Origin of the sequence: Streptomyces sp. NPDC058880 (assembly GCF_042742535.1) — a bacterium.
In the GTDB taxonomy this organism is placed as follows: domain Bacteria; phylum Actinomycetota; class Actinomycetes; order Streptomycetales; family Streptomycetaceae; genus Streptomyces.
This window is the reverse complement of sequence record NZ_JBHYMC010000028.1, coordinates 17,695-39,760: the sequence shown is the minus strand read 5'-3', so window position 1 is coordinate 39,760 and position 22,066 is coordinate 17,695. Positions and strand designations below refer to the sequence as shown.

Below are 22,066 nucleotides of genomic sequence, written 5' to 3'. Positions count from 1 at the left end.
CCAAAAGAGCATGAACGCACAGCGAGGGGGGCAGCGGTGGCGGACGACGGATTCGACTTCAGGCCCGGCGCACAGATTCCACTGCAGAACGGCGGGGGGCAGACGGCGGCGACCAACGCCCTCGCCTCGGCCGCGTACCGGGACGGGGGGCAGGACACCAGGCTCGACGCGATACTCGGGGCCAACAGCGAGAACCACCCGGCGACGGTGAAGCCCCCGAAGCTGTCCCTCTTCGAGCCCAGCCTCGGCGAGGCCTTCTGCCGGGCCGTCGAGGCCCGCACCCTGGGGTCCGGCCGCAAGCCGCTCATCCAGTCCTTCGGTGCCGACCCGCAGACGGTCGTGGAGCACTGCCTGGCGGCATCCCGCATCCGCAAGGAGCGCGACCGCAGGCTCCGGCTGATCATGCTGGTCTGCGGCGTGCTGTTCCTGCCGGGGCTGCTGCTGTGGCTGGGGCTCTTCCAGCTCCGCACCTCGCTGGCCTCGCGGCAGGGCAAGCACTCCTGGCTGGGCACCACGCTCCTGGTCGGCATCGCCGTCGTGGTGGCCGTGCTGATGTTCAGGCTGCCGCTCACCGGCTTCCTCGGCCTGTACGCCCGCGGCATGGTCATCGCCCCCGCACTGGGCTGGCTGCTCGCCCGCCGCACCTGCGAGTCCACCGCCCGCGACCTGCGCGAGCGCTGGGACGGGCTGCTGTCCGGGGGCGGGGTCGCCGCCAAGATCCCACAGGCGGTGCCCGGCAACCCTGATGAGAAGGCCCGCGAGGACCTGCGCCACCAGCTCGCCAAGCTCACCGCGGAGGACCGCAGCAACCAGGTCTTCTACGCCGGCCCCAAGGGCATCCTCGGCATGGGCACCCGCTGGGGCAACTGGCAGATGGCCGAGGAGCTCGCCCCGACGGACGAGAGCAAGGAGATCCACCCCTTCCGCGCCTGGGACGTCATCCGCGCGATCGACGCCCAGCTGCGCAAGCTGGAGCGCGGCCCGCTGCACACCGGCGGCTTCCCGCCCGCCGCGATCCAGCACTGGATCGTCACCCCGGTCGGCGAGGGCGCCGCCGAGGTGGCCCGCCCCACCGGCGAGAACGTCGACGCCTTCCTCGTCAAGCCGCACGAGGTCACCCGCATCTGCAACGAGCAGCAGTTCAACTCGGGGAACCGGCACTACCTGGGCATCCAGTACCCGCTGTGGGACGGCCAGCTGATCATCAACATGCTGGTCACCGTCACCGTGCTGTACAAGACCCTGCGCGTGGACGTCACCGCGCACGCCCTGGGTCCGGTGCACGGCCTGTTCACCACCAAGTCCAAGGCCCCGGTGGTGGAGGTGCCCAAGAGCATCCGCTTCTGGGAGACCGTGGAGAAGCCGCTGCCGCTGGTGGACACCCAGGAGGTGGTGCGGCTCGCCGTGCGGGCACCGCTGACCTGGTACCCGCCGCTCCTCGACTTCTTCGGCGGCAAGCTGGTCCTGCCCGAACCCTTCGGCCTGCGCCACGTCTGGGCGAGCTCGATGTGGCGCCATCGCTTCATGGCCGACGACGCGCTGCGCACGGTGGCCCCGGTGCTGCGGTCGATCCACGCGGCGACCTTCAAGGTCCTGGAGGAGAACGGCGTGGACACCGAGCGCTTCGCCAACCGCTCCTCGATCATGAGCGGTCTGATCCAGGAGCCGGCGCCGCGCAAGGCGGACGTCTACGACGCCTAGGGTCAGCCCACGGGCCAGGCGTCGGCGAGCATCTGGCGTGTGTCCGCGAGGAGTTGCGGCAGCACCTTGGTGTGGCCGACCACCGGCATGAAGTTCGTGTCCCCGCCCCAGCGGGGCACGATGTGCTGGTGGAGGTGGGCGGCGATACCGGCGCCGGCCGCCGCGCCCTGGTTCATGCCGATGTTGAAACCGTGCGCACCCGAGGCCTTGCGGAGCGCCACCATCGCCCGCTTGGTGAGGTCGGCCAGTTCGGCCGTCTCGGGGGCGTCGAGCTCGGTGTAGTCGGCGACGTGCCGGTACGGCACGACCATCAGGTGGCCGCCGTTGTAGGGGTAGAGGTTCAGCACGGCGTAGACATGCTCGCCCCGGGCCACGACCAGGCCGTCCTGGTCCGTCATCTCCGGAATCCCGCAGAAGGGACAGCCGTCCCCGGCCTCGGGGCCGGTCGGCTTGTTCTCCCCCTGGATGTAGGCCATCCGGTGGGGCGTCCACAGTCGCTGGAACGCGTCCTGCGTGCCGACCCCGATCTGCTGCTCCGGCTCAGTCGTCATGGCAAGCAGCATATGACCTCGCCCGCGCGGACGAGGAAGGCCCCCGGAAAGTGATCACTTTCCGGGGGCCTTCCTCGTCAGGGATCAGACCTGGACGCGGTCTGCGACGACCTTCGCCAGCTTGGCGAGGGCCTGGTCCTTCGGGATGCCGTTCTCCTGCGAACCGTCGCGGTAGCGGAAGGAGACGGTGCCCGCGGCCATGTCCTCGTCACCGACGATGATCATGAACGGGACCTTGAGCTTCTGGTGGTTGCGAATCTTCTTCTGCATCCGGTCGGAGGAGGCGTCCACCTCGACCCGCAGGCCCTGCTTCTTCGCCTCGGCGGCGAACTCCTGGAGGTAGCCGACGTGCCCGTCGCCGATCGGGATGCCGACGGCCTGGACCGGCGCCAGCCACGGCGGCATGGCACCCGCGTAGTGCTCCAGCAGCACCGCGAAGAACCGCTCGATCGAGCCGAACAGCGCCCGGTGGATCATGACCGGCCGCTGGCGCGAGCCGTCCGGGGCGGTGTACTCCAGGTTGAAGCGCTCCGGCAGGTTGAAGTCGAGCTGGACGGTCGACATCTGCCAGGTACGGCCGATGGCATCGCGCGCCTGCACCGAGATCTTCGGCCCGTAGAAGGCCGCGCCGCCCGGGTCGGGGGTCAGCGGGAGGCCCTGCTTCTCGGCGACCTGCTGGAGGACCGCGGTGGCCTCCTCCCAGACCTCGTCCGAGCCGACGAACTTCTCCGGGTCCTTAGTGGAGAGCTCCAGGTAGAAGTCGGTCAGACCGTAGTCGCGCAGCAGGTTCAGCACGAAGGTGAGGGTGCGGTCGAGCTCCTCGGCCATCTGCTCACGGGTGCAGTAGATGTGCGCGTCGTCCTGGGTGAAGCCGCGGGCACGCGTCAGGCCGTGCACCACGCCGGACTTCTCGTACCGGTACACGGTGCCGAACTCGAACAGGCGCAGCGGCAGTTCGCGGTAGGAGCGGCCGCGCGCGTCGAAGATCAGGTTGTGCATCGGGCAGTTCATGGGCTTGAGGTAGTAGTCGGTACCACCATCGAGCTGCATGGGGGGGTACATGCCCTCCGCGTACCAGTCCAGGTGCCCGCTCTTCTCGAAGAGCGCGCCCTTGGTGGCGTGCGGCGAGTAGACGAACTCGTAGCCCTCCTCCTCGTGCCGGCGGCGCGAGTAGTCCTCCATGACCCGGCGGATGATGCCGCCGCGCGGGTGGAAGACGGCGAGGCCGGAGCCGATCTCGTCCGGGATGGAGAAGAGGTCCAGCTCGTTGCCGAGCTTGCGGTGGTCGCGCTTCTCGGCCTCGGCGAGGAAGTCGAGGTGGGCCTTCAGCTCCTCCTTCGACGGCCACGCGGTGCCGTAGATGCGCTGGAGCATCGGGTTCTTCTCGCTGCCGCGCCAGTAGGCGGCCGCGTTGCGCATGAGCTTGAACGCCGGGATGTTGCGGGTGGTGGGCAGGTGGGGACCGCGGCACAGGTCCTTCCAGCACAGCTCGCCGGTCTTGGCGTCCAGGTTGTCGTAGATGGTCAGCTCACCGCCGCCCACCTCGACGTTCGCGCCGTCGTCGGTGGACGCGGAGCCCTTGATGCCGATGAGTTCCAGCTTGTACGGCTCGTCCGCGAGCTCCTCGCGGGCCGCCTCGTCGGTGACGACGCGGCGGGAGAAGCGCTGGCCGCGCTTCTGGATCTCCTGCATCTTCTTCTCGACGGCCTTGAGGTCCTCCGGAGTGAAGGGCCGGGCCACGTCGAAGTCGTAGTAGAAGCCGTCCCGGACCGGCGGGCCGATGCCGAGCTTGGCCTCGGGGAACAGCTCCTGCACGGCCTGCGCCATGACGTGCGCGGTCGAGTGGCGCAGGATGTTCAGGCCGTCCTCGGAGGAGATCTCCACCGGCTCGACGGTCTCGCCGTCCTGCACCTGGTACGCGAGGTCCTTGAGCTCGCCCGCGACCCGGGCGGCGACGATGGTGCGCTCGCCGGCGAAGAGCTCCGCCGCCGTAGTGCCCGTGGCCACCACGCGCTCGTCCCGCTCGGAATCGCGTTGGATGATCACACGGACGTCTGACACCGGTCTCTCCTGACTCAGGGGATGCGCGAGCGAACGCCGCGCGCCTGAATCGTACCGAGCCGAGTGCCCGCGCCGCTAAACGGTTCCGTCCGGGCCCGGCCCGGACCTCCTGCTCACGCCGCCCGGTGGCAGGCGCGGCGCCCCCGGCCGGGCACCAGCCCCGCGCGGCGGAAATTCCGGGACGTCGCCGGAGGCCACCGGTAGCGTGGGAGCCCGCCCCGACCCCCGGAGGGAATCCCGTGCCGAGCCCGCAGCCCCGCCCACTCGACCTGGGTGACGACGCCACCGCGGCCGCCGTGCACCGGATCGGCCGGGCCGCGTACGCGGTCGAGGCCGGGCTGATCGGTTTCGAGGGCATCCCGGCGCTCGGCGAGAGCCTCGCGCAGATGCGCGCGCGGCCGCTGAACTGGTTCGGCGTCGTCTCCGAGGACGGGGAGCCGGCCGGCTTCCTCGCCTGGGAGGAGGAGTCCGACGGCGGCGTCGGCATCGACCGGCTGTGCGTGGACCCGGCCTTCTTCCGCCGGGGTGTCGCCTCGCTGCTGCTGCGCCACGCCCTGGCCGAGGTCTTCCCCGGCCGCACCGTCCGGGTCGCCACGGGCGCCGCCAACACCCCGGCCGTCCGCCTCTACGAGGCGCTCGGCTTCACCCGCGGTGCCGACTTCTCCCCCGCCCCGGGGCTCGTGATGGCCTCCTTCAGTCGTCCGACGGCAGGACGTCCGCCGGGTCGAAGGGCTCGTCCAGGGACTTCATGAGGCGGTCCCGCTCGACCTCGTCCAGCGGTACGGGGCTCACGTCCGACGCGTCGGTGAGCCGGCGGAAGCCGCCCCGGCGCTGGAGCCGTCCGCTGATCCGGATCGGCAGGCCCACCAGGTGCGCGTGGCCCGCCACCCGGTAGGCCTCCTCGTCGAGCGCCGCCCGAACGTACGGGACCTCCGCCCCGGCCAGGACCCGCAGCCGAACCGTTCCCCCGCCACCCGGCGCCGAGCGCCGCATCCGGACCACCGCCCCCGCGACGCGCACCTGCACGGCCGGCTCGTCGCGCGTGTAGCGCGCCGCGGCCTCCCGCAGGACGGGCAGGTCTCCCGGGGAGAACTCCACCGGCTCTGGCCGGGCGGCGCAGCCTGCCGGCACGCCCGCCGCGGGCGCCCAGGCCAGTGCGACACGGGCCCCTTCCGAGCCCCGCACCAGTGAGATCAACGCCTCGGCGAGCTCCCGGCTGACCCCGGCGGCCACGGCGGCGTCGAAGGCCTCCATGCCTCCGGTGGCCCGCCGGTAGTCCACGGCCTCGCGGGCCGCGTGCAGCGCGTGGTGCAGCCGCGTCACGGTGCCCCGGCCGCCGTCCACCGGGACGTACGCGCTCAGCCGCCGCCCGCCCGGATACGGCCCCACTAGGACGGGCTCCAGGGCCCGTTCGGCCTGGGCCCGGTGGCGGGCACCGTAGTAGCCGGCCCGCGCCCGCGCCGCGAGCGCCCCCGCCAGCAGCAGTTGCCGGGCGGCCTGGCGCAGCTGTTCCTGCACGGTCCAGGCCGCCTCGCCCTCCAGCCCGTTGGCCCCCTGCGGGACCTCCCGCTCCCAGCGGATCTCGTCGCTGGGCACGCTCAGCCCGTAGAGCACCTCTCGCGCGGACGGGACCGTGCTGCGCGTGAGCGCGGTCAGGGCCTCCTCCAGCAGGTCGGCGCAGTCGGGGAAGGCCCGGTTCTCGGGGACGAGCACGCTGGTGCCGGCGGGTCCGGGCGGTGTCCAGCGCCCGTACCGGCCGGCGGCCCCGCCCCGGCGCAGCCAGCCGTGCCGGTGCAGGAGCGCACCGAGCACGGCGGGGTCGACCTGCGCGGGATCGGGCGCGGCGGAGTGCGGGAAGTCCGGGAAGGGCGGCCCGGGGCGGCCGTGGTCCGGGGGCAGCAGCGGTTCGAGGTTCGACGGGTACCGGTGCATCAGGGTGTCCCTCCCGACCCGACCCGGGTCATGATCTCGCAGAGCGCCCGGTCGTCGAAGATCCGCGTGGTCGGGATCCGCACGGTGGTCCGGCGCCGGCCGGTCACGGGGTGTCCGGCGAGATTGGTCCAGTAGCAGCAGTGCCGCAGGTCGAGCCGGTCGTGTCCGGCGGCGAGCCACTGGTCGCGCTCCCGCGGGACGAGCATCACGACGAGGATCTTGTGGACGGCGACCGGGGTGCGGGCCAGCTTCACCAGGTGCTCGTTGTCGAGGGTGAAGGCGAACGTGGGCCCGGGCGGCCTGGGCGGTACCTGGTAGGTCGCCTTCAACTGCACCTTGACGGTGACCTCGTCGTCGACGACGTGCTCGGGGGCGCCGTGGCTGACGTGCCAGTCGACACCGTTGTCGGGGAAGGGCTGGGACAGCGAGCAGCCCGCCGCGGCGGCGACGGCGTGCAGGTATCCCACCTGGAGGGTCTCCATGCAGGCGGTGGTGGCGAGTGTGCCGCGCAGCGGTACCGCCCGCGTCCCGCCCGGTGCGTCCGCACCCGGACCGGTCCGCGGATCGATCTGCCCCGCCAGCACCCCGCCCGGTTCGGGCTGCGCGAGCGCCATGGCCGGCTCCCCATGCCTTCCGGGCTGTGCCGTCGGTGGATGGATGGCTGGATGGGTGGGTGACGACCGGTCATGTGCACGGCCCCCCAGGGTTGTTGTCTCCGCACCCGGGTCGCCGCAAACGGCGTACGGAACAAACAGCCCGGGTATCACCGATTCGGGCAGGGGCGGCACGTTCCGAGGCGGCGGCGCCCGGCTGCACCCCAACTGCCGACCGGGGACGAGGAGTTCGCCATGACACGCTGGTACGAGGGCCCGCTGGCCGCATTCGACACGGAGACCACCGGGGTGGACGTGGAGCAGGACCGGATCGTGTCCGCCGCGCTCATCGTGCAGGAGTGCGCGGGCGGCCGGGTCCGCACGACGCGCTGGCTGGTCAATCCCGGCGTTCCGGTGCCCCCGGGCGCGACGGAAGTGCACGGCCTCACCGACGAGCACCTGCAGCTCCACGGGCGCTGGCCGGCGCCGGTGGTGGAGGAGATAGCCCGTTCGCTCGGGGAACAGCAGGTCGCGGGCCGGCCGGTGGTGGTGATGAACGCGCCGTTCGACCTGACGCTGCTGGACCGGGAGTTGCGCCGGCACCGGGCGTCCTCGCTGTCGCGCTACCTGGACAACCGGCCGCTGACGGTGCTGGACCCGCGGGTGCTGGACAAGCACCTGGACCGGTACCGCAAGGGCCGCCGGACCCTGACGGACCTGTGCGCGCACTACGGGATCGAGCTGGAGGGCGCGCACGACGCGGCGGCGGACGCGATGGCGTCGCTGGAGCTCGTGCGGGCGGTGGGCCGCCGGTTCGCCTCGCGGCTGGAGCGGCTGACACCGGCAGAGCTGCACACGCTCCAGGCCGTGTGGCACGCGGCGCAGGCGCGCGGGCTCCAGGCGTGGTTCGCACGGCAGGGGACCCCGGAGGCGGTGGACCCGCACTGGCCGCTGCGGCCGGACCTGTCGGCAGCCGCCTAGCCGGACGGGAGTCCCGGACATGCGGAAGGCCGGTCCGTCATGGACGGACCGGCCTGACCCGGTGGGCGATACTGGGATCGAACCAGTGACCCCTTCGGTGTGAACGAAGTGCTCTCCCGCTGAGCTAATCGCCCGGGAACGCACTGAACAATACAGAAGCCTCGGGGCTGGTTCAAACCGCTTCCCCGACCGGGGTCCGCCCGGGAGTACTCAGTGCGCACTTGAGTATCCCCGCCCATGTCCTGACCGGGTGACGGGCGCCACACTCCCCCTATGGACTCCCCTCTGCCGCCGGCCGAAGAGCTGGCGCTCATCGACCGCGAGCTGGCCCAACTCGATGCCCGACGCGTGTACTTGCTGGCCCGCCGGGACTGGCTGCTGCGCCTGCTCCGGCAGCCGGGCGCGGCGGCGGCCCACCGGGAACCCGGCGTGTCCGGCCCGCCCGCTTGGTCCGCCGGCCCCGCGAAGCAGGCCTCGGCCCCCAGCGCGCAGAACGTCCTGCTCACCCTGGGCGCGGTGCTGCTGGCCGTGGCAGCGCTGGCGTTCACGCTGGTCAGCTGGGGCTCGATGGGGATCGCCGGACGCTCCGCAGTACTGGCCGCGGTGACGGCGGCGGCCCTGGCCGCGCCCGTGGCGTTGCTGCGCCGGGGGCTGCGCTCGACGGCGGAGTCGGTGGCCGCCGTGGGGCTGCTGCTGACCGTTCTGGACGCCTACGCGCTGTACGCCGTCGTCCTGCCGGACACCGACGGCACCGGGTACGCGGCCGGCGCGGCCGCGGTGCTGGCGGCGGTGTGGACCGGGTACGGGTCGGTGCTGCGCACGCTGCGGCTGCCGCTGCCGGCGGCGGTGCTCGCGGCGCAGCTGCCGCTGACGCTGGCGGCGATCGCCGGGGACGCGGGCCCGCTGGGGCTCGGCTGGGCGCTGCTGGCGACCGCCGGGCTGGACGCGGCGCTGGCCCTGCGGGTCCGCACGGCGGCAGTCCCGGCGGCAGTCCCGGCGGCGGTGCTGGGCGCCGCGGCCCTGCTGACCGGCGCGGCCCAGTCGTGGTCGGCCGGCTCGGCGGCACAGGCCCTCGCCCCGGCGGCGCTGCTGCTGGCGGGCGCGGCTTTGGGTACGGCGGCGGCCTGGCGGGAGCCGCGCGCAGGGGCCGCCGCAGCGGCGGGCGCCTTGGCCGCGGTGGTGGCCGCGGGCGGCCTGGCCCGGCCGGAACTCGCAGCGGGCTGGACGGGGGTGGCGCACCTGCTGGTGGGGCTGCCGCTGCTGGCGGCGATGCGGGTCTCCGCGCTGCCGCAGGCGGTACGGCGCGGGTGGGCCCTGGCCGGTGTGGTGGTGGGCGCGCTGGGCGCGCTGGCGGCCGGCGCGGCCGTGCTGCCGGTGCCGGTGGCCCGGCTGCGGGTGCTGGAGCAGGTGTGGGCGGCGACGACCCCGACGACGGGCCCGTTCGCCCCGGGGGTGGCGGCCGCGGTCGCGCTGCTGATGACGGCAGGGGCGGCCTGGTGGCTGTCGCGAGTGACCCCGCGGCCGGAACCCGCGGCGGTGGCCGTGGTCCTGGCCTGGGCGGCTCTGTTCACGGCGCCGGTGCTGCTGGGTCTGCCGGTGGCGGTGGTGTTCGCCGCGCAGCTCGCGGTGACGGGCGCGGCGGGGGTCCTCGCCCTGCGCCCCCCGGCGCGGGGGGCCGGGATCGCGGCGGCCGTGTGCGCGCTGGCGGGGGCCGGGAGCGTGTCCCTGGGTGCGCTGGACGGCCGCGCGGCGACCTTCTCGGTCTGGGGGCTGCTGGGCGCGGGCTGTGCGGTGGCAGCGGCGTACGGGCCCGCCGCGCGGTGGCTCCGCTCGGGGGCGGCGGTGTGCGCGGTGGGTTACGCGACGGGGCTGGCGGTGGCCGGGGCCGCGGTGACGGATCTGGCGGTGGTCTGGTGGGCACTGCCGGTGCTCGCGGTCCCGGCGCTCGTGGCGGCGCTCGGGCCGCGGCTGGGAGAGGTCCGGCTGCCGGCCGAGATCGCGGCGGCCGTGTCGGGTGCCCTGGCGCTGGCCCTGTCGGCGGGGCGGCCCGGAAGCCTGGCCCTGGCCCTGGCGCTGGCCGGGGTGGTCTGCGCGGGGGCCGCGGTGCGGCCGGAGCGGCGGATCCTGGGCTGGGCGGCGGGGGCGCTGTTCGCGGCGGCGACGTGGGTGCGGCTGGTGCAGGCCGGGGTGACGGCGCCGGAGGCGTACACGCTGCCGGTCACGGTCCCCGCGCTCGCTGTGGGGCTGCTGCGGCGCCGCCGGGACCCGGAGGCCTCGTCCTGGACGGCCTACGGGCCGGGGCTGGCGGCGACGCTGGTGCCCAGCCTGTCGGCGGCCTGGGGTGACACGGGCTGGGTGCGGCCGCTGGTGCTGGGGGCCGCCGCGCTGGCGGTGACCCTGACGGGCGCGCACCGCAGGCTCCAGGCTCCGCTCCTGCTGGGCGGCGCGGTGCTGGCTGCGGTGGCGGTGCACGAGCTGGCCCCGTACGTGGTGCAGGTCGCGGGGGCGCTGCCGCGCTGGGTGCCGCCGGCCCTGGCGGGCGTGCTGCTGCTGGCGGTGGGGGCGACGTACGAGAAGCGGCTGCGGGACGCGCGCAGGCTCCGGGCCGCGGTCGGCCGGCTGCGGTAGGCGGGCGGGGGCCGCGCCCGGCGGGAATGACGGAGGCCCCGGAGACGGTGAATGTCTCCGGGGCCTCCGGTCCGGGTGGGCGATACTGGGTTCGAACCAGTGACCCCTTCGGTGTGAACGAAGTGCTCTCCCACTGAGCTAATCGCCCGGACGCACCGCAAACATTACCCCATGTCAGCGGTGCTCTTTGACCATCACTGATCCTTGAGGTGCCAGGGCAGCACGAGCCCGTACTTCCACAGGTAGAAGCCGATCAGGGCACCCGCGATGACCAGGCCCGAGGTGGTCAGGATGAGGTTGCGGCGGCGCACCTTCGGGTCGAGCGCCTTCTGCGCCGCCTCGGTGACCTTGCGCTTGGTCCAGCGCAGCACGAGATGGGCCCAGGCGAACTCGGTGGCCCAGATCGCCAGCCCGGCAAAGATCGCGACCCAGCCGGGGCCCGGCAGGACGAGCATGGCGATGCCGGCGACGATCACCGCGAGGCCGACGACGAAGACGCCGACCTGCCAGCTGAGGTGCAGGCTCTTGCTGGCTTTGATGAAGGCGGGCGCCTTCGACACGTGCGGCGTTTCCTCCGCGGTCTGCGCGGCGGCGGGCGCGTTGGTTCCGGTTGCGGTGTCGCCGGCGGCGGACTCATTCGTTCCGCGGTCACTCCCCGTATTCATGGGTCGAATCTACCCGAGCGCGAAGCACACAGGAACGGCGGTTTGGATCCGCCGTCCGAGGGACCCAGAGGTCCGCAAAACGGTCAGAGGGGTTTACAACGACACCGTAGGTGGCATGTCGATTTCGCCGACGTGCGAATCCCCGAGCGCACACTGAGCGAAAGGCCCTGGCGCTTATGAACACCACGGTCAGCTGCGAGCTGCACCTGCGCCTCGTTGTGTCGAGCGAGTCCTCACTGCCTGTTCCCGCGGGCCTGCGGTATGACACGGCCGACCCCTACGCCGTGCACGCCACCTTCCACACCGGCGCCGAGGAGACGGTCGAATGGGTATTCGCCCGCGACCTCCTCGCAGAGGGTCTCCACCGACCCACCGGTACCGGCGACGTCCGCGTCTGGCCCTCCCGCAGTCACGGTCAGGGCGTCGTCTGCATCGCCCTGAGCTCACCGGAGGGAGAAGCACTTCTCGAAGCACCCGCACGAGCCCTGGAGTCGTTCCTCAAGCGGACGGACGCCGCGGTTCCGCCCGGGACCGAGCACCGGCACTTCGACCTCGACAAGGAGCTCTCCCACATCCTGGCCGAAAGCTGAGCCAGTCTCACGGCCGCTCGGCACCGTCCGACTCGGGGCGACGGTGCGGAGCGGACAACCACATACGCGTGCGCCGGCGCTGTTCCCGCGGAAGCCACCCGCGAGGACGGCGCCTGTGCGCTGTGCGGGGACCGGCTATTGTCGGGCGGCATCGGCGGCGCGTCCGTCGCCGCAGGCCGGCCCCCAGGGAGACACCCGTGCAGATCCCACACGACACCCGTCGCGCGCTCGACGTCGTCGTCGCGCTGGTGAACACCGCGGCCGAACCGGACCAGCCCGACGGGCTCTCGGACGTCGGTGCGCTGCGCGGCTTCGTCCAGGAGTACGCGATCAGTGACGTCGGCGAGCTCGGCGCCCGCGACCTGGCCGGTGTCCGGACCGTGCGCTCGAAGTTCGCCCAGGTCTTCGCGGCGCCGACCGCGCGCGCCGCGTCCGTGCTGATCAACGAGCTCGTGGCGACCGCGGGCACCACCCCGCAGCTGACCGACCACGACGGCTACGACTGGCACGTGCACTACTTCGCCCCGGGCGCGTCGGTGGGCGACCACCTGGCGGCCGACGGCGGCATGGCACTCGCCTTCATCGTGGTCTCCGGCGAGCAGGAGCGGCTGCGCCGCTGCGAGGCCCCCGACTGCCGGCGCGCCTTCGTGGACCTCTCACGGAACCGCTCGCGGCGCTACTGCGACAGCCGGACCTGCGGGAACCGACTGCACGTGGCCGCCTACCGGGCCCGCCGCAAGGAGGCGGACGCGGTGCTGTCAGAGCAGGAAGAGATCGTGCACGGCGGCGAGCAGCAGCAGGATCCCGATCACCGCTAGGAAGATCATCAGCGGCGGCTGGGAGAGTGCGAACAGGCAGCCTCGGGGCTCGTCCGCCACAGGGTCGGGCACCCCGACGGGCACCGCGGAATCACTTTGCGATGTCTCGATCATGTCGCGCCGATGATGACCCAGCGGGCCGCACGGCACGCCTCAACACGCCAATGCGGACGGGGTAGTTCGCTCGATCTTGTGGACGTGTCGCGATCTCGCCCCGCTCACCCGCCCGACGTGCTTCCCCCCGCGGACGGGGTGGTCAGATGCCGTGCTTCTTCAGGATGGCCTCGATGTCGGAGAAGTCGTCCGCGGGGGCGGCGGCCGGCTGGTCGCGGCGGGAGGTGGGGCCGCCGGCGCTCAAGGAGGGCTTGGAGGCGGCCGGGGCGACGGCCTCCGGGGACGCGCCCGCCTTGGCCTTCTTCCGGGCGGGCTTCCCGGAGCCGTCCAGGCCGCGCCGCTCGACGGCGCGGGTGGTGAAGAGGATCAGCCAGGCCAGCCCCAGCAGCCCGAAGCCGATCCAGACGGTCGGGTTGAAGACGATGCCGGTCAGCCATTCCACGACACCCGTCATCACCAGGCCGACCGGCACCAACGCGTACGCGGCGATCCGCGCGGCGGCCAGGAACCGCCTGCGGTAGGCGGTCACCGCGGCGATGCCCAGGCCCGCTGCGGACACCGCGGAGCAAATGGTCTCGGCAAGCATGCGGTCCTCCGGACTCTCGGCGGCAGGGCGGTCTATCCCTGTCCGTCCATCGTGCACCGCCCGTCGGTGCGGGGGCCAGGCACGCGGACTCCCCCATGAGGATCTCCGGGGGATCTCGGGGTCGGTTCTCCTCCCCAGGTGCCGGTCCGGGGCCCGGCGCAGCTCCCGGTGCAGGTCCGGGTACGTGGGGCGGGCGGGGGCTGGGAGACTGTCCGCATGACCGATTCCGTGATCCTCGACGTCTGGTGCGAACTGCAGTGCCCGGACTGCCACCGCGCCCTTGACGACGTCCGCGCCCTGCGCGCCCGCTACGGCGACCGGCTGGACATCAGGCTGCGCCACTTCCCCCTGGAGAAGCACAAGCACGCGTTCGCCGCCGCGCAGGCGGCCGAGGAGGCCGCAGAGCAGGGGCAGGGCTGGCCCTACGCCGAGGCCCTGCTCGCCCGCACCGCGGAGCTGGCCGAGCGGGGCGAGCCGGTGCTGCTGGACGTGGCCCGCGGCCTGGGCCTCGACGTCGAGGAGTTCGACACCGCCCTGATCGACGGCCGGCACATCCTGATCGTCGACGCCGACCAGGCCGAGGGCAAGGCGATCGGGGTGACCGGCACCCCGACGTACGTGATCGACGGCGAGCGCCTCGACGGCGGCAAGAGCCAGGAGGGCCTGCGCGCCCGCATCGAGGAGATCGCCGACCGCGTCCTCGCGGCCTAGGTGGAGTGCGCCGGGATCCCTGTCCGACGGAACGGATCAGGGGCGGCCGAAGGAGCGCCGGGCGGGTCTACCGGGACGTGCCCCCGACATCCCTCCGGGGCGACGGTTGCCCGGCGGGGCACCGGAACGTCGTGGCGAGGCCCGGCTGGCTTCGGGCGGAGGGCGTTCCCTTCGCCACGTCACGCCACGCACCCTAGATCAGCGCCTTGGAGGCGTTCACCGCGATGTCCCGGTACCCGAGCGACGCGTAGAGCCGCCGGGCCGGGGTGTTGCCCTCGACCACATGGAGGCCCAGCCGGCTGTCCCCGGCGGCCAGCACGGTCCGCTCGGCGAGCAGCATGAGGGTCCGCCCGTGGCCCTGCCCGCGGTGTTCCGGCGCGACCTTGACGTCGTACACGTACGGGACGGTGCCCAGGCCCGGTAGTTCGCACTCCCCCACCCACACGGTGCCCAGCGGCTCCCCCGCCGGGGTCTCCAGCAGGAGGAAAGCCGTCCCCGGGGTGTCGGAGCCGTCGGGCAGCATCCTGGCGTGTTCGGCGCGGGAGGCGGCCACGCCCTGCTCCTCGGTCATGCCCGGGGCGGTGAGCCTGCGGCCGTACTCGACGATGCCCGGCTCGAGCCAGGCGTCGAACTCCGCCCGATTCATCGGACGGCCGACGGCCCCCGGCGGAAGGTCCGGCGGCTGCTGCGGCAGTTCCTTGGCCATGACGCGGCCGGTCTCCCGATAGCCGAGGGCCGCGGCCATCCGCAGCGCCGGCCCGGCGTCAGCGGGCACCGACACCGCGATCGAAGTGCAGCGCCAGGAGCGCAGTACCTCCTCGGCGGCGAGCGCGGCCACCGTGCCGCGGCCGCGCCGCCGGTCGCCCTCGTCGATCCACAGCCCCCGGATCACGCCGACGGTGGGCTGGGCGGCGGATCGGGTGGCCAGTTCGAGCGTGCCGACCCGACGGCTGTTGACCCGGACCTCGTAGGCCCGCCGTCGGGTGCCGTCGCTGTTTCGCTGAAGCGGCTGCGCGGGCCGCAGGGTGGTGGTCATCACTTCGAGTTCTACCTGCCCTGCGGCTCCGCGTCACCGGTGTTCACGGATCGAGGTCGGCTCCGGCCTTCACCTCGAAGATCCGCATGACCTCGGCCGTGACCGGTCCGGGCCCGGTGCCCAGTTCCCGGCCGTCGAGGCGGACCACCGCCTGGGCGTCGCGCAGCGAGGAGGTCACGAAGACCTCCTCGGCGCGTTCGAGGACGTCGAAGGGCAGGTCCGTCTCCTTGGCGCCGGCCCAGTCGACGATGAGGGCACGGGTGATTCCGGCGAGGCAGCCTGATTCCAGGGGCGGGGTGTGCAGTTCCCCGTCGAGCACGACGAACACGTTGGAGCCGGTGCCCTCGCAGAGCCTGCCGACGGTGTTGGCCAGAAGCGCCTCGGAGGCGCCCGCCTGGTGCGCGGCGGCGAGCGCGACCACGTTCTCCGCGTACGAGGTGGTCTTCAGGCCGGCCACGGCGGAACGCTCGTTGCGGACCCAGGGGACCGTGACGACGGCGGTGGTGTCCGGGCGGCGGGGGGAGGGGGCGACGGCGGCGATCAGGGTGGGCCCGGCGGTGCCGCGGTCGGAGCCGAGCGGGGCGACGCCGGCGGTGTAGGTGAGGCGCAGCCGCCCGTGTTCGACGGGGTCGGCCTCCAGGACCGCGGCGCAGGCGCGGCGCACCTCGTCGAGGTCGGGGTCGGGGAGGCCGAGGCCCCGGGCGGAGCGGGTCAGCCGTTCCAGGTGGCGGGTGAGCGCGAACGCCCGGCCGCGCTGCGTCTTGAGCGTCTCGAAGACGCCGTCTCCCACGGTGAGCCCGTGGTCGAGGACGGACACCGTCGCGCTGTCGGCGTCCCGCAGGGCTCCGTCGAGCCAGATTCTCATGGTGCTGTCCTTCCGGTGGTGCCGTTCGCTCCTTGGGCGCTGCCGCCGGTCTCCCGTCCCGCCGCGACCCGCAGCAGGCGGGCCGCTTTGAGCTCGGTCTCCGCCCACTCGCGGTCGGGGTCGGAGCCCCAGGTGATGCCGGCCCCCGTGCCGAAGAGCAGGCGGGGGCCGCCGGGGGCCGCCCGGTCTATCCAGAAGGTACGGATGCCGACGGCGAGCTCGCCGGTGCCGCGGTCCGCGTCGACCCATCCGATGCCTCCGCAGTAGGGGCCGCGCGGGGCGGTCTCCAGGGCCTCGATGATCCGCAGGGCGGAGGACTTGGGCGCGCCCGTGACGGATCCGGGCGGGAAGGTGGCGGCGAGCAGTTCGGGCCAGCCGGCGCCGTCGGCCAGTTCGCCGCTCACCGTGGAGACGAGGTGCACGAGGCCGGGGTGCTCCTCGACGGCGCACAGCTCGGGGACGGACACCGACCCCGTGGCGCAGACCCGGCCCAGGTCGTTGCGCACGAGGTCCACGATCATCACGTTCTCGGCGTGGTCCTTGGGGAGGAGGTCGCCGGCGGTGCGGCCGGTGCCCTTGATGGGTCCGGACTCCACGCGGCGGCCCTCGCGGCGCAGGTACAGCTCGGGCGAGGCGGTGGCGATCTCCACGCCGTGAGCGGCGAGACGAATCGTTCCTGCGAAGGGTGCGGGATTGCCGCGCGCGAGGAGCGCGGTGAGGGCGTCGACATCGGCCCGGTCCACACGCGGCAGCGGCGCGGACATCACGCGGCAGAGGTTGGCCTGGTAGACCTCACCGGCCGCGATGTGCTCGCGGATGCGGCGCACTCCGGCGACGTACGCGGCCCGGTCGAGGGAGGAGGTCCACCGGTCGGCCTCGGGGCCGTGCCAGGCGCCCGGCACGGGCGCGGGGACAGGGTCGGGCCGGACGTCCCCGAAACGCGCACAGACGAGGCGCCCTTCGAAGTCGGCGGCCACGGCCCAGAAGCCGGTGGAGTCGAGGGCGGCGGGATCACTGGTGACATCCCGCAGGTCGGTCGCGAGGAGGCCGCCGAAGCGGGCCATGGGGGGCAGGTCGTGCACGGCTGCGAGTCTATGACCGGTGACGCGAGGGCGCCGGTGCGGTGACGACTGGGTGACCTGTGGTGATCGCGCGGCAGCACGCTGCGGAAACGCGTTTTTGAGCTGGCCCGGGAATCCGCTAGAGTTCAACACGTCGCCAGGGAGCGAAGGGGAAAAACCCGGAGCGAACACGGTGACCTGCGGACGTAGCTCAGTTGGTAGAGCACCACCTTGCCAAGGTGGATGTCGCGAGTTCGAGTCTCGTCGTCCGCTCGAAGTGGGGGATCTTCCCGAGAACCCCTGCAGCTCCATGGTGGAGTGGCCGAGAGGCGAGGCAACGGCCTGCAAAGCCGTCTACACGGGTTCAAATCCCGTCTCCACCTCCAAGGACGATTAGCTCAGCGGGAGAGCGCTTCCCTGACACGGAAGAGGTCACTGGTTCAATCCCAGTATCGTCCACTGATCCGCAAGGATCCCCGCGCGATTAGCTCAGCGGGAGAGCGCTTCCCTGACACGGAAGAGGTCACTGGTTCAATCCCAGTATCGCGCACGCAGTACAGGCATCACCTGCGGTTTTGCACCGCGGTCCCGCGCGATTAGCTCAGCGGGAGAGCGCTTCCCTGACACGGAAGAGGTCACTGGTTCAATCCCAGTATCGCGCACCACCGAAAAGCCCCGGCCCTCCACGGCCGGGGCTTTCGCGTTCGTCCACACGGGTGCGGAACTCCGGTGCGGACACCGAAAAGGGTGCTGCCCGCACGACTCCCCAGCCGTGCGGGCAGCACCCTTCACCTGCCGTCCGCCGCGCCCCCGTCCCCACGGGGTACAGCAGGCCCGATGTCCCGGCCCGGACCGCTCTCCCGGACCCGGGGCGCCGCTCAGCGCCCCGGCATCATGCCCACGGACGACGCCTGTGCCGCCAGCTGGTCGAACCCTCCGAAGAGGAAGAGCAGCAGGGCGGCCAGGGGGAGCACCATGGCCGCGGCCACCAGCGGGTGGCGAGTGCCGGACTCATGGCCGTTGAACGCGAATGCCTTGCGTCCCTGCCGTGCGGTGTCCGCCATGGCCCTCTCCCCTGTCGTCTGACAGCGGCGGGTTCTTGACCTCGGGGGACGAGTGCATCACCCGCCGCTTGACCTCAACACTAGGCGGGCGGACGGCCGCCGGCCTCATGCCCTCGTACCCATTGCCGGGCCTCCAGGAGGATGAGGGCGACCGCGCGGTGTACTCCCCTGGGTGGAGAGCTTCCTCCCCGCGTCGGGGTCATCCCGGAAGGGATGACCGGAGGGTAGTGACTTCCCTCACTTTCGTCACTCCCTGCGCATGCGTGTCCGTCGATGGGGCATGGGCGGGATCGGCTCGGGTCACCACGGCGCCGGCGCACGCCCCGGTGCGCTCCGACCTGCTCCGAAGCGTCAATCCCCTTGCCCGATGGGCCGTTTGGGCCAGGCGCCGATCGCGGCCGGACCGGCGGGCCGGATCCCTGATGCTCTCTCAAGAGTGCTGCGCCGCACTGACGATCGAATCTCCCGACGAGGGCGCGGCCTCTGAGCACGCATGCCGGATGGTCCGTAAGCTGTGGCACGTCAACAGGACGACCGGTCAGCGGGGTGGACATGGCGATGATGCGGCTCCGGCGCGAGGACCCGCGTGTCGTCGGCTCGTTCAGACTGCACCGGCGGCTCGGGGCCGGCGGCATGGGCGTGGTCTACCTGGGATCGGACCGGCGCGGACAGCGCGTCGCCCTCAAGGTCATCCGGCCGGATCTGGCCGAGGACCAGGAGTTCCGCTCGCGGTTCGCCCGCGAGGTGTCCGCCGCTCGGCGCATCCGGGGCGGATGCACGGCGCGCCTGGTCGCCGCGGACCTGGAGGCCGAGCGGCCGTGGTTCGCCACCCAGTACGTGCCCGGTCCCTCGCTGCACGACAAGGTGGCCGAGGAGGGTCCCCTGACGGCCGCACAGATCGCCGCCGTGGGCGCCGCGCTCTCCGAGGGACTGGTCGCCGTCCACGAGGCGGGAGTCGTCCACCGGGACCTCAAACCGTCGAACATCCTCCTGTCCCCCAAGGGCCCCAGGATCATCGACTTCGGGATCGCCTGGGCCACCGGTGCGAGCACGCTCACCCATGTGGGCACGGCCGTGGGCTCTCCCGGCTTCCTCGCGCCCGAGCAGGTACGCGGCGCCGCCGTCACCCCGGCCACGGACGTCTTCGCGCTCGGCGCCACCCTCGCCTACGCGGCCACCGCCGACTCGCCCTTCGGGCACGGCAGTTCCGAGGTCATGCTGTACCGCGTCGTGCACGAGGAGCCGCACCTGCAGGGCGTCCCGGACGCCCTGGCGCCCCTCGTACGGGCCTGCCTGGCCAAGGACCCCGAGGAGCGGCCCAGCACGCTCCAGCTGTCGATGCGGCTCAAGGAGATCGCGGCCCGCGAGGCGCAGGGGCTGTCGGACGGCCGTCCGCCGGCGCAGCGGGCACGGACCGACCGGCCCACGGGACGGCTGCCCGAAGGCGCCCTGGAGCACGCGGAACGGCGTACGGAGCGCCGTACCGGCGGCGGCGCGCCCAGGGCGCAGGGCGGCTCGTCGGGCGGCCCGCACTCGCGGCCCTCCTCCTCGCGCAACCCGCGCGGTTCCGGCGGTCCGTCCTCCCGGCCGACGGCGGGGCGCACGGGCGGCCGCCCGGCGCCCAGGACGACGGGCGCGGGGCGACGCCCCGCACGGCCGGACCCGAGGCTGATGCGCCAGCGCCTGATCGTGTTCATCGTGGTGACGCTGATCGTGGCGCTGGGCATCGCGGCCGCCCAGAAGCTGTAACGCCGCCGGGCGCTATCGGTCCTGGGCCACCGCGTAGAAGGCGACCGCCGCGGCCGCGCCCACGTTCAACGAGTCCACGCCGTGGGCCATCGGGATGCGCACCCACTCGTCGGCCGCGACCAGCGCCCGCGTGGACAGGCCGTCGCCCTCGGCGCCCAGCATCAGCGCGACCCGCTCCAGGGACTGCGGGGCGGCCACGTCGATGGGCGTCGCCTTCTCGTGCGGGGTCAGCGCGAGCAGCTTGAAGCCGGCCTCGCGCACCGAGTCCAGGCTCTTGGGCCAGGCCTCCAAGCGGGCGTAGGGGACGGAGAACACCGCGCCCATGGAGACCTTGACCGAGCGCCGGTAGAGCGGATCCGCGCAGTCGGGGGACAGCAGCACCGCGTCCATTCCGAGGGCGGCGGCGCTGCGGAAGATGGCCCCGATGTTGGTGTGGTCGTTGACCGCCTCCATGACGACCACGCGGCGGGTGGTGGCGAGGAGTTCCTCGGCCGCCGGCAGCGGCTTGCGCTGCATGGAGGCGAGGGCCCCGCGGTGCACGTGGTAGCCCGTGACGCGCTCGGCCAGATCGGGGCTGACGGCGTAGACCGGTGCCGGGATCTCGTCGATGACGTCGCGCATGACGTCGACCCACTTGGCGGACAGCAGCATCGAGCGCATCTCGTAACCGGCGTCCTTGGCCCGTCTGATGACCTTCTCGCCCTCGGCGATGAAGAGGCCTTCCGCCGGCTCGCGCCTGCGCCGGAGTTCGACGTCGGTCAGGCCCGTGTAGTCGCGCAGCCGGGGGTCGTCGGGGTCGGTGATGGTGATGAGATCAGCCACAGGGTGATACTGCCTTGTCCTGGGTGCGGTGCCAACGGCCTGTCAGGCGCTGGTGGTGGGAACGTCCGGGGTTCCGACGCGGACGACCTCGCCGATGACGATGACCGCGGGCGGACGGACCTCCTCGGCGCGGACCGTCGCACCGACCGTGGCCAGGGTGGCGTCCACGCGGCGCTGGGTGGCCGTGGTGCCCTCCTGGACGACCGCGACCGGGGTGTCCGCGGGGCGGCCGTGGCGCACGAGCGCCTCGGCGATCAGTCCGATCTTGTCGACGCCCATGAGGATCACGAGGGTGCCGGTGAGCTTGGCGAGGGAGGCCCAGTCCACGAGGGAACGCGGGTCGTCGGGGCCGACGTGACCGCTGACCACGGTGAACTCGTGGGCGACCCCGCGGTGGGTGACCGGGATGCCGGCGGCGCCGGGGACCGAGATGGAACTGGAGATGCCAGGGACCACGGTGCAGGCGATGCCGGCCTCGGCGAGGGCCTGGAGCTCCTCCATGCCGCGGCCGAAGACGTACGGGTCGCCGCCCTTGAGCCGGACCACGGCCTTGCCCGCCCTGGCGTGCTCGATCAGCGCGTTGTTGATGGCCTCCTGGGCCATGTACCGGCCGTACGGGATCTTCGCGGCGTCGATGACCTCGACGTGCGGAGGGAGCTCGTCCAGCAGGTCGCGGGGGCCGAGCCGGTCGGCGATGACCACGTCCGCCTCGGCGAGGAGGCGGCGGCCGCGCACCGTGATCAGGTCGGGGTCGCCGGGGCCGCCACCGACGAGGGCGACGCCGGGGGTGGACTTGTGGCGGTGTCCCGGGGCGGCGAGGCTGCCGTCGCGGAGGCCCTCCACCACAGCGTCGCGGACGGCGGCGGAGCGGCGCGGATCGTTGCCCGTCAGCACGGCGACCGTGACGCCCTCGATGCGGCCGGTGGCCGGGGTCCACGCGGTGGCCGCCGCGGCGTCGTCGGCACGCACGCACCAGACGCGCTCACGCTCGGCCTCGGCGGAGGCCCGCTCGTTGACCTCGCGGTGCTGCGTGGCGATCAAGGCGTACCAGGCCCCGGCGAGGTCGCCGTCCTGGTAGCGGCGGCGTTCCCAGCGGATCTCGCCGGTCGCGGCCATCGCGTCCACCGAGGGGGTGGCGGAGGGCGAGACGAGCAGGACGTCGGCGCCGGCCGCGACCAGCGCGGGGAGTCGCCGCTGGGCGACCTGGCCACCGCCGATGACGACGACGCGGCGGCCGGCGAGGCGGAGTCCTACGGGGTAGGCGGGGGTGTCGGCCATGGCGGTGCGGCTCCTGATGCGGCGGTCGTTCTGTCGTGCCGCTGCGGCTCTGGAGCGGCGAGGGTACTGGCGAGGTACTGACGTGCGGGTTCCTGGTGCGGGTCCACCATACGGCGCGGGCCGTCCCACAGCGCGGACGGGGCTGCGCCCCTCCCGGGGCTCCGCCCCGGCCCAGCGCCTCGGGCGCCGGAAGGTCCGGTCGTGCGCGCGGCGGTCCGGCCGGGGCCGCGAGGGCTTCGCGGCGGGGCGGCGCCCCTCCG

At 73.1% G+C, this 22,066-nt stretch carries 20 protein-coding genes and 7 tRNA genes; 13 read left to right on the top strand and 14 right to left on the bottom strand.

Annotation, left to right across the window (positions count from 1 at the left end):
• Positions 1–36: 36 nt before the first annotated feature.
• Positions 37–1,701 (top strand): hypothetical protein, encoded by a 1,665-nt coding sequence (locus ACFW2G_RS18100; protein ID WP_384580464.1) that lies wholly within the window; start codon positions 37–39, stop codon positions 1,699–1,701.
• A 2-nt stretch (positions 1,702–1,703) separates the two neighbouring features.
• On the opposite strand, the gene ACFW2G_RS18095 is transcribed toward ACFW2G_RS18100, so the two are convergent.
• Together ACFW2G_RS18095 and thrS are read right to left on the bottom strand one after the other, a co-directional pair.
• The gene (locus ACFW2G_RS18095; RefSeq protein WP_384580466.1) at positions 1,704–2,264 is read right to left on the bottom strand and encodes an HIT family protein; all 561 of its coding nucleotides are present in this window, start codon (positions 2,262–2,264) and stop codon (positions 1,704–1,706) included.
• Positions 2,265–2,336: 72 nt separating this feature from the next.
• Positions 2,337–4,313 carry a threonine--tRNA ligase gene (thrS, locus tag ACFW2G_RS18090; protein ID WP_384451738.1) on the bottom strand — a complete coding sequence of 659 codons (1,977 nt, stop codon included), beginning with the start codon at positions 4,311–4,313 and terminating at the stop codon, positions 2,337–2,339.
• A 239-nt stretch (positions 4,314–4,552) separates the two neighbouring features.
• On the opposite strand from thrS, the gene ACFW2G_RS18085 reads away from it, so the two are divergent.
• Positions 4,553–5,065 (top strand): GNAT family N-acetyltransferase, encoded by a 513-nt coding sequence (locus ACFW2G_RS18085; RefSeq protein ID WP_384451741.1) that lies wholly within the window; start codon positions 4,553–4,555, stop codon positions 5,063–5,065.
• Here the strand turns inward: ACFW2G_RS18085 and ACFW2G_RS18080 are convergent.
• Together ACFW2G_RS18080 and ACFW2G_RS18075 are read right to left on the bottom strand one after the other, a co-directional pair.
• The gene (locus ACFW2G_RS18080; RefSeq protein ID WP_106967656.1) at positions 5,007–6,245 is read right to left on the bottom strand and encodes a hypothetical protein; all 1,239 of its coding nucleotides are present in this window, start codon (positions 6,243–6,245) and stop codon (positions 5,007–5,009) included. The two genes, ACFW2G_RS18085 and ACFW2G_RS18080, sit on opposite strands and share 59 nt — an antisense overlap.
• Positions 6,245–6,859 carry a DUF4365 domain-containing protein gene (locus ACFW2G_RS18075; RefSeq protein ID WP_037926023.1) on the bottom strand — a complete coding sequence of 205 codons (615 nt, stop codon included), beginning with the start codon at positions 6,857–6,859 and terminating at the stop codon, positions 6,245–6,247. The genes ACFW2G_RS18080 and ACFW2G_RS18075 overlap by 1 nt, the downstream gene beginning before the upstream one ends.
• Positions 6,860–7,093: 234 nt before the next feature.
• Here ACFW2G_RS18075 and ACFW2G_RS18070 point away from each other — a divergent pair, with 234 nt between their 5' ends.
• Positions 7,094–7,819, top strand: a complete 726-nt coding sequence (locus tag ACFW2G_RS18070) for a 3'-5' exonuclease (RefSeq protein WP_037926019.1) — start codon at positions 7,094–7,096, stop codon at positions 7,817–7,819.
• Positions 7,820–7,881: 62 nt separating this feature from the next.
• Here the strand turns inward: ACFW2G_RS18070 and ACFW2G_RS18065 are convergent.
• Positions 7,882–7,953, bottom strand: a tRNA-Val gene (locus tag ACFW2G_RS18065).
• 139 nt (positions 7,954–8,092) lie between these two features.
• Here ACFW2G_RS18065 and ACFW2G_RS18060 point away from each other — a divergent pair.
• Positions 8,093–10,447 carry an SCO7613 C-terminal domain-containing membrane protein gene (locus tag ACFW2G_RS18060; RefSeq protein WP_384580468.1) on the top strand — a complete coding sequence of 785 codons (2,355 nt, stop codon included), beginning with the start codon at positions 8,093–8,095 and terminating at the stop codon, positions 10,445–10,447.
• A gap of 76 nt (positions 10,448–10,523) precedes the next feature.
• On the opposite strand, the gene ACFW2G_RS18055 is transcribed toward ACFW2G_RS18060, so the two are convergent.
• Both ACFW2G_RS18055 and ACFW2G_RS18050 read right to left on the bottom strand, forming a co-directional pair.
• Positions 10,524–10,595 (bottom strand) — tRNA-Val (locus ACFW2G_RS18055).
• Positions 10,596–10,641: 46 nt separating this feature from the next.
• A complete protein-coding gene (locus ACFW2G_RS18050) occupies positions 10,642–11,112 on the bottom strand; it encodes a TIGR02611 family protein (protein WP_384580470.1) in 471 nt (156 codons plus the stop codon).
• A 176-nt stretch (positions 11,113–11,288) separates the two neighbouring features.
• On the opposite strand from ACFW2G_RS18050, the gene ACFW2G_RS18045 reads away from it, so the two are divergent.
• Positions 11,289–11,702, top strand: a complete 414-nt coding sequence (locus ACFW2G_RS18045) for an SsgA family sporulation/cell division regulator (RefSeq protein WP_030011909.1) — start codon at positions 11,289–11,291, stop codon at positions 11,700–11,702.
• A gap of 197 nt (positions 11,703–11,899) precedes the next feature.
• Positions 11,900–12,520 carry a CGNR zinc finger domain-containing protein gene (locus ACFW2G_RS18040; RefSeq protein ID WP_384451751.1) on the top strand — a complete coding sequence of 207 codons (621 nt, stop codon included), beginning with the start codon at positions 11,900–11,902 and terminating at the stop codon, positions 12,518–12,520.
• Positions 12,521–12,776: 256 nt separating this feature from the next.
• Here ACFW2G_RS18040 and ACFW2G_RS18035 read toward each other — a convergent pair whose 3' ends face one another.
• Positions 12,777–13,220, bottom strand: a complete 444-nt coding sequence (locus tag ACFW2G_RS18035) for a hypothetical protein (protein ID WP_037926007.1) — start codon at positions 13,218–13,220, stop codon at positions 12,777–12,779.
• Between the two features lie 216 nt (positions 13,221–13,436).
• On the opposite strand from ACFW2G_RS18035, the gene ACFW2G_RS18030 reads away from it, so the two are divergent.
• On the top strand, positions 13,437–13,931 hold the full coding sequence (locus ACFW2G_RS18030) for a DsbA family protein (protein ID WP_037926005.1): 495 nt from the start codon (positions 13,437–13,439) through the stop codon (positions 13,929–13,931).
• A gap of 193 nt (positions 13,932–14,124) precedes the next feature.
• Here the strand turns inward: ACFW2G_RS18030 and ACFW2G_RS18025 are convergent, their stop codons facing one another.
• From ACFW2G_RS18025 to ACFW2G_RS18015, 3 genes are read right to left on the bottom strand one after another with little or no spacing between them, the layout of a single operon-like run.
• On the bottom strand, positions 14,125–14,967 hold the full coding sequence (locus ACFW2G_RS18025; RefSeq protein WP_037926002.1) for a GNAT family N-acetyltransferase: 843 nt from the start codon (positions 14,965–14,967) through the stop codon (positions 14,125–14,127).
• 43 nt (positions 14,968–15,010) lie between these two features.
• Complete coding sequence (locus tag ACFW2G_RS18020; protein WP_384580472.1) at positions 15,011–15,832, bottom strand: aminotransferase class IV; 822 nt, start codon at positions 15,830–15,832, stop codon at positions 15,011–15,013.
• On the bottom strand, positions 15,829–16,914 hold the full coding sequence (locus tag ACFW2G_RS18015; RefSeq protein ID WP_384451756.1) for a chorismate-binding protein: 1,086 nt from the start codon (positions 16,912–16,914) through the stop codon (positions 15,829–15,831). The genes ACFW2G_RS18020 and ACFW2G_RS18015 overlap by 4 nt, the downstream gene beginning before the upstream one ends.
• Positions 16,915–17,093: 179 nt before the next feature.
• Between ACFW2G_RS18015 and ACFW2G_RS18010 the strand changes: the two genes are divergently transcribed.
• The 5 genes from ACFW2G_RS18010 (at position 17,094) to ACFW2G_RS17990 (ending at position 17,558) form a co-directional block, all read left to right on the top strand.
• Positions 17,094–17,166, top strand: a tRNA-Gly gene (locus tag ACFW2G_RS18010).
• 39 nt (positions 17,167–17,205) lie between these two features.
• Positions 17,206–17,279 (top strand) — tRNA-Cys (locus tag ACFW2G_RS18005).
• 1 nt (position 17,280) lies between these two features.
• Positions 17,281–17,352 (top strand) — tRNA-Val (locus ACFW2G_RS18000).
• Positions 17,353–17,371: 19 nt separating this feature from the next.
• Positions 17,372–17,443 (top strand) — tRNA-Val (locus ACFW2G_RS17995).
• A 40-nt stretch (positions 17,444–17,483) separates the two neighbouring features.
• Positions 17,484–17,558, top strand: a tRNA-Val gene (locus ACFW2G_RS17990).
• 213 nt (positions 17,559–17,771) lie between these two features.
• Here the strand turns inward: ACFW2G_RS17990 and ACFW2G_RS17985 are convergent.
• Positions 17,772–17,957 (bottom strand): hypothetical protein, encoded by a 186-nt coding sequence (locus ACFW2G_RS17985; protein ID WP_037925987.1) that lies wholly within the window; start codon positions 17,955–17,957, stop codon positions 17,772–17,774.
• Positions 17,958–18,503: 546 nt separating this feature from the next.
• On the opposite strand from ACFW2G_RS17985, the gene ACFW2G_RS17980 reads away from it, so the two are divergent.
• Positions 18,504–19,706, top strand: a complete 1,203-nt coding sequence (locus ACFW2G_RS17980; protein ID WP_078556863.1) for a serine/threonine-protein kinase — start codon at positions 18,504–18,506, stop codon at positions 19,704–19,706.
• Between the two features lie 12 nt (positions 19,707–19,718).
• On the opposite strand, the gene ACFW2G_RS17975 is transcribed toward ACFW2G_RS17980, so the two are convergent.
• Both ACFW2G_RS17975 and cobA read right to left on the bottom strand, forming a co-directional pair.
• Positions 19,719–20,528, bottom strand: coding sequence for an RNA methyltransferase (locus ACFW2G_RS17975; protein WP_037925984.1), 810 nt, complete (start codon positions 20,526–20,528; stop codon positions 19,719–19,721).
• 42 nt (positions 20,529–20,570) lie between these two features.
• Positions 20,571–21,806 (bottom strand): uroporphyrinogen-III C-methyltransferase, encoded by a 1,236-nt coding sequence (cobA, locus tag ACFW2G_RS17970; RefSeq protein ID WP_384451762.1) that lies wholly within the window; start codon positions 21,804–21,806, stop codon positions 20,571–20,573.
• Between the last annotated feature and the right edge of the window lie 260 nt (positions 21,807–22,066).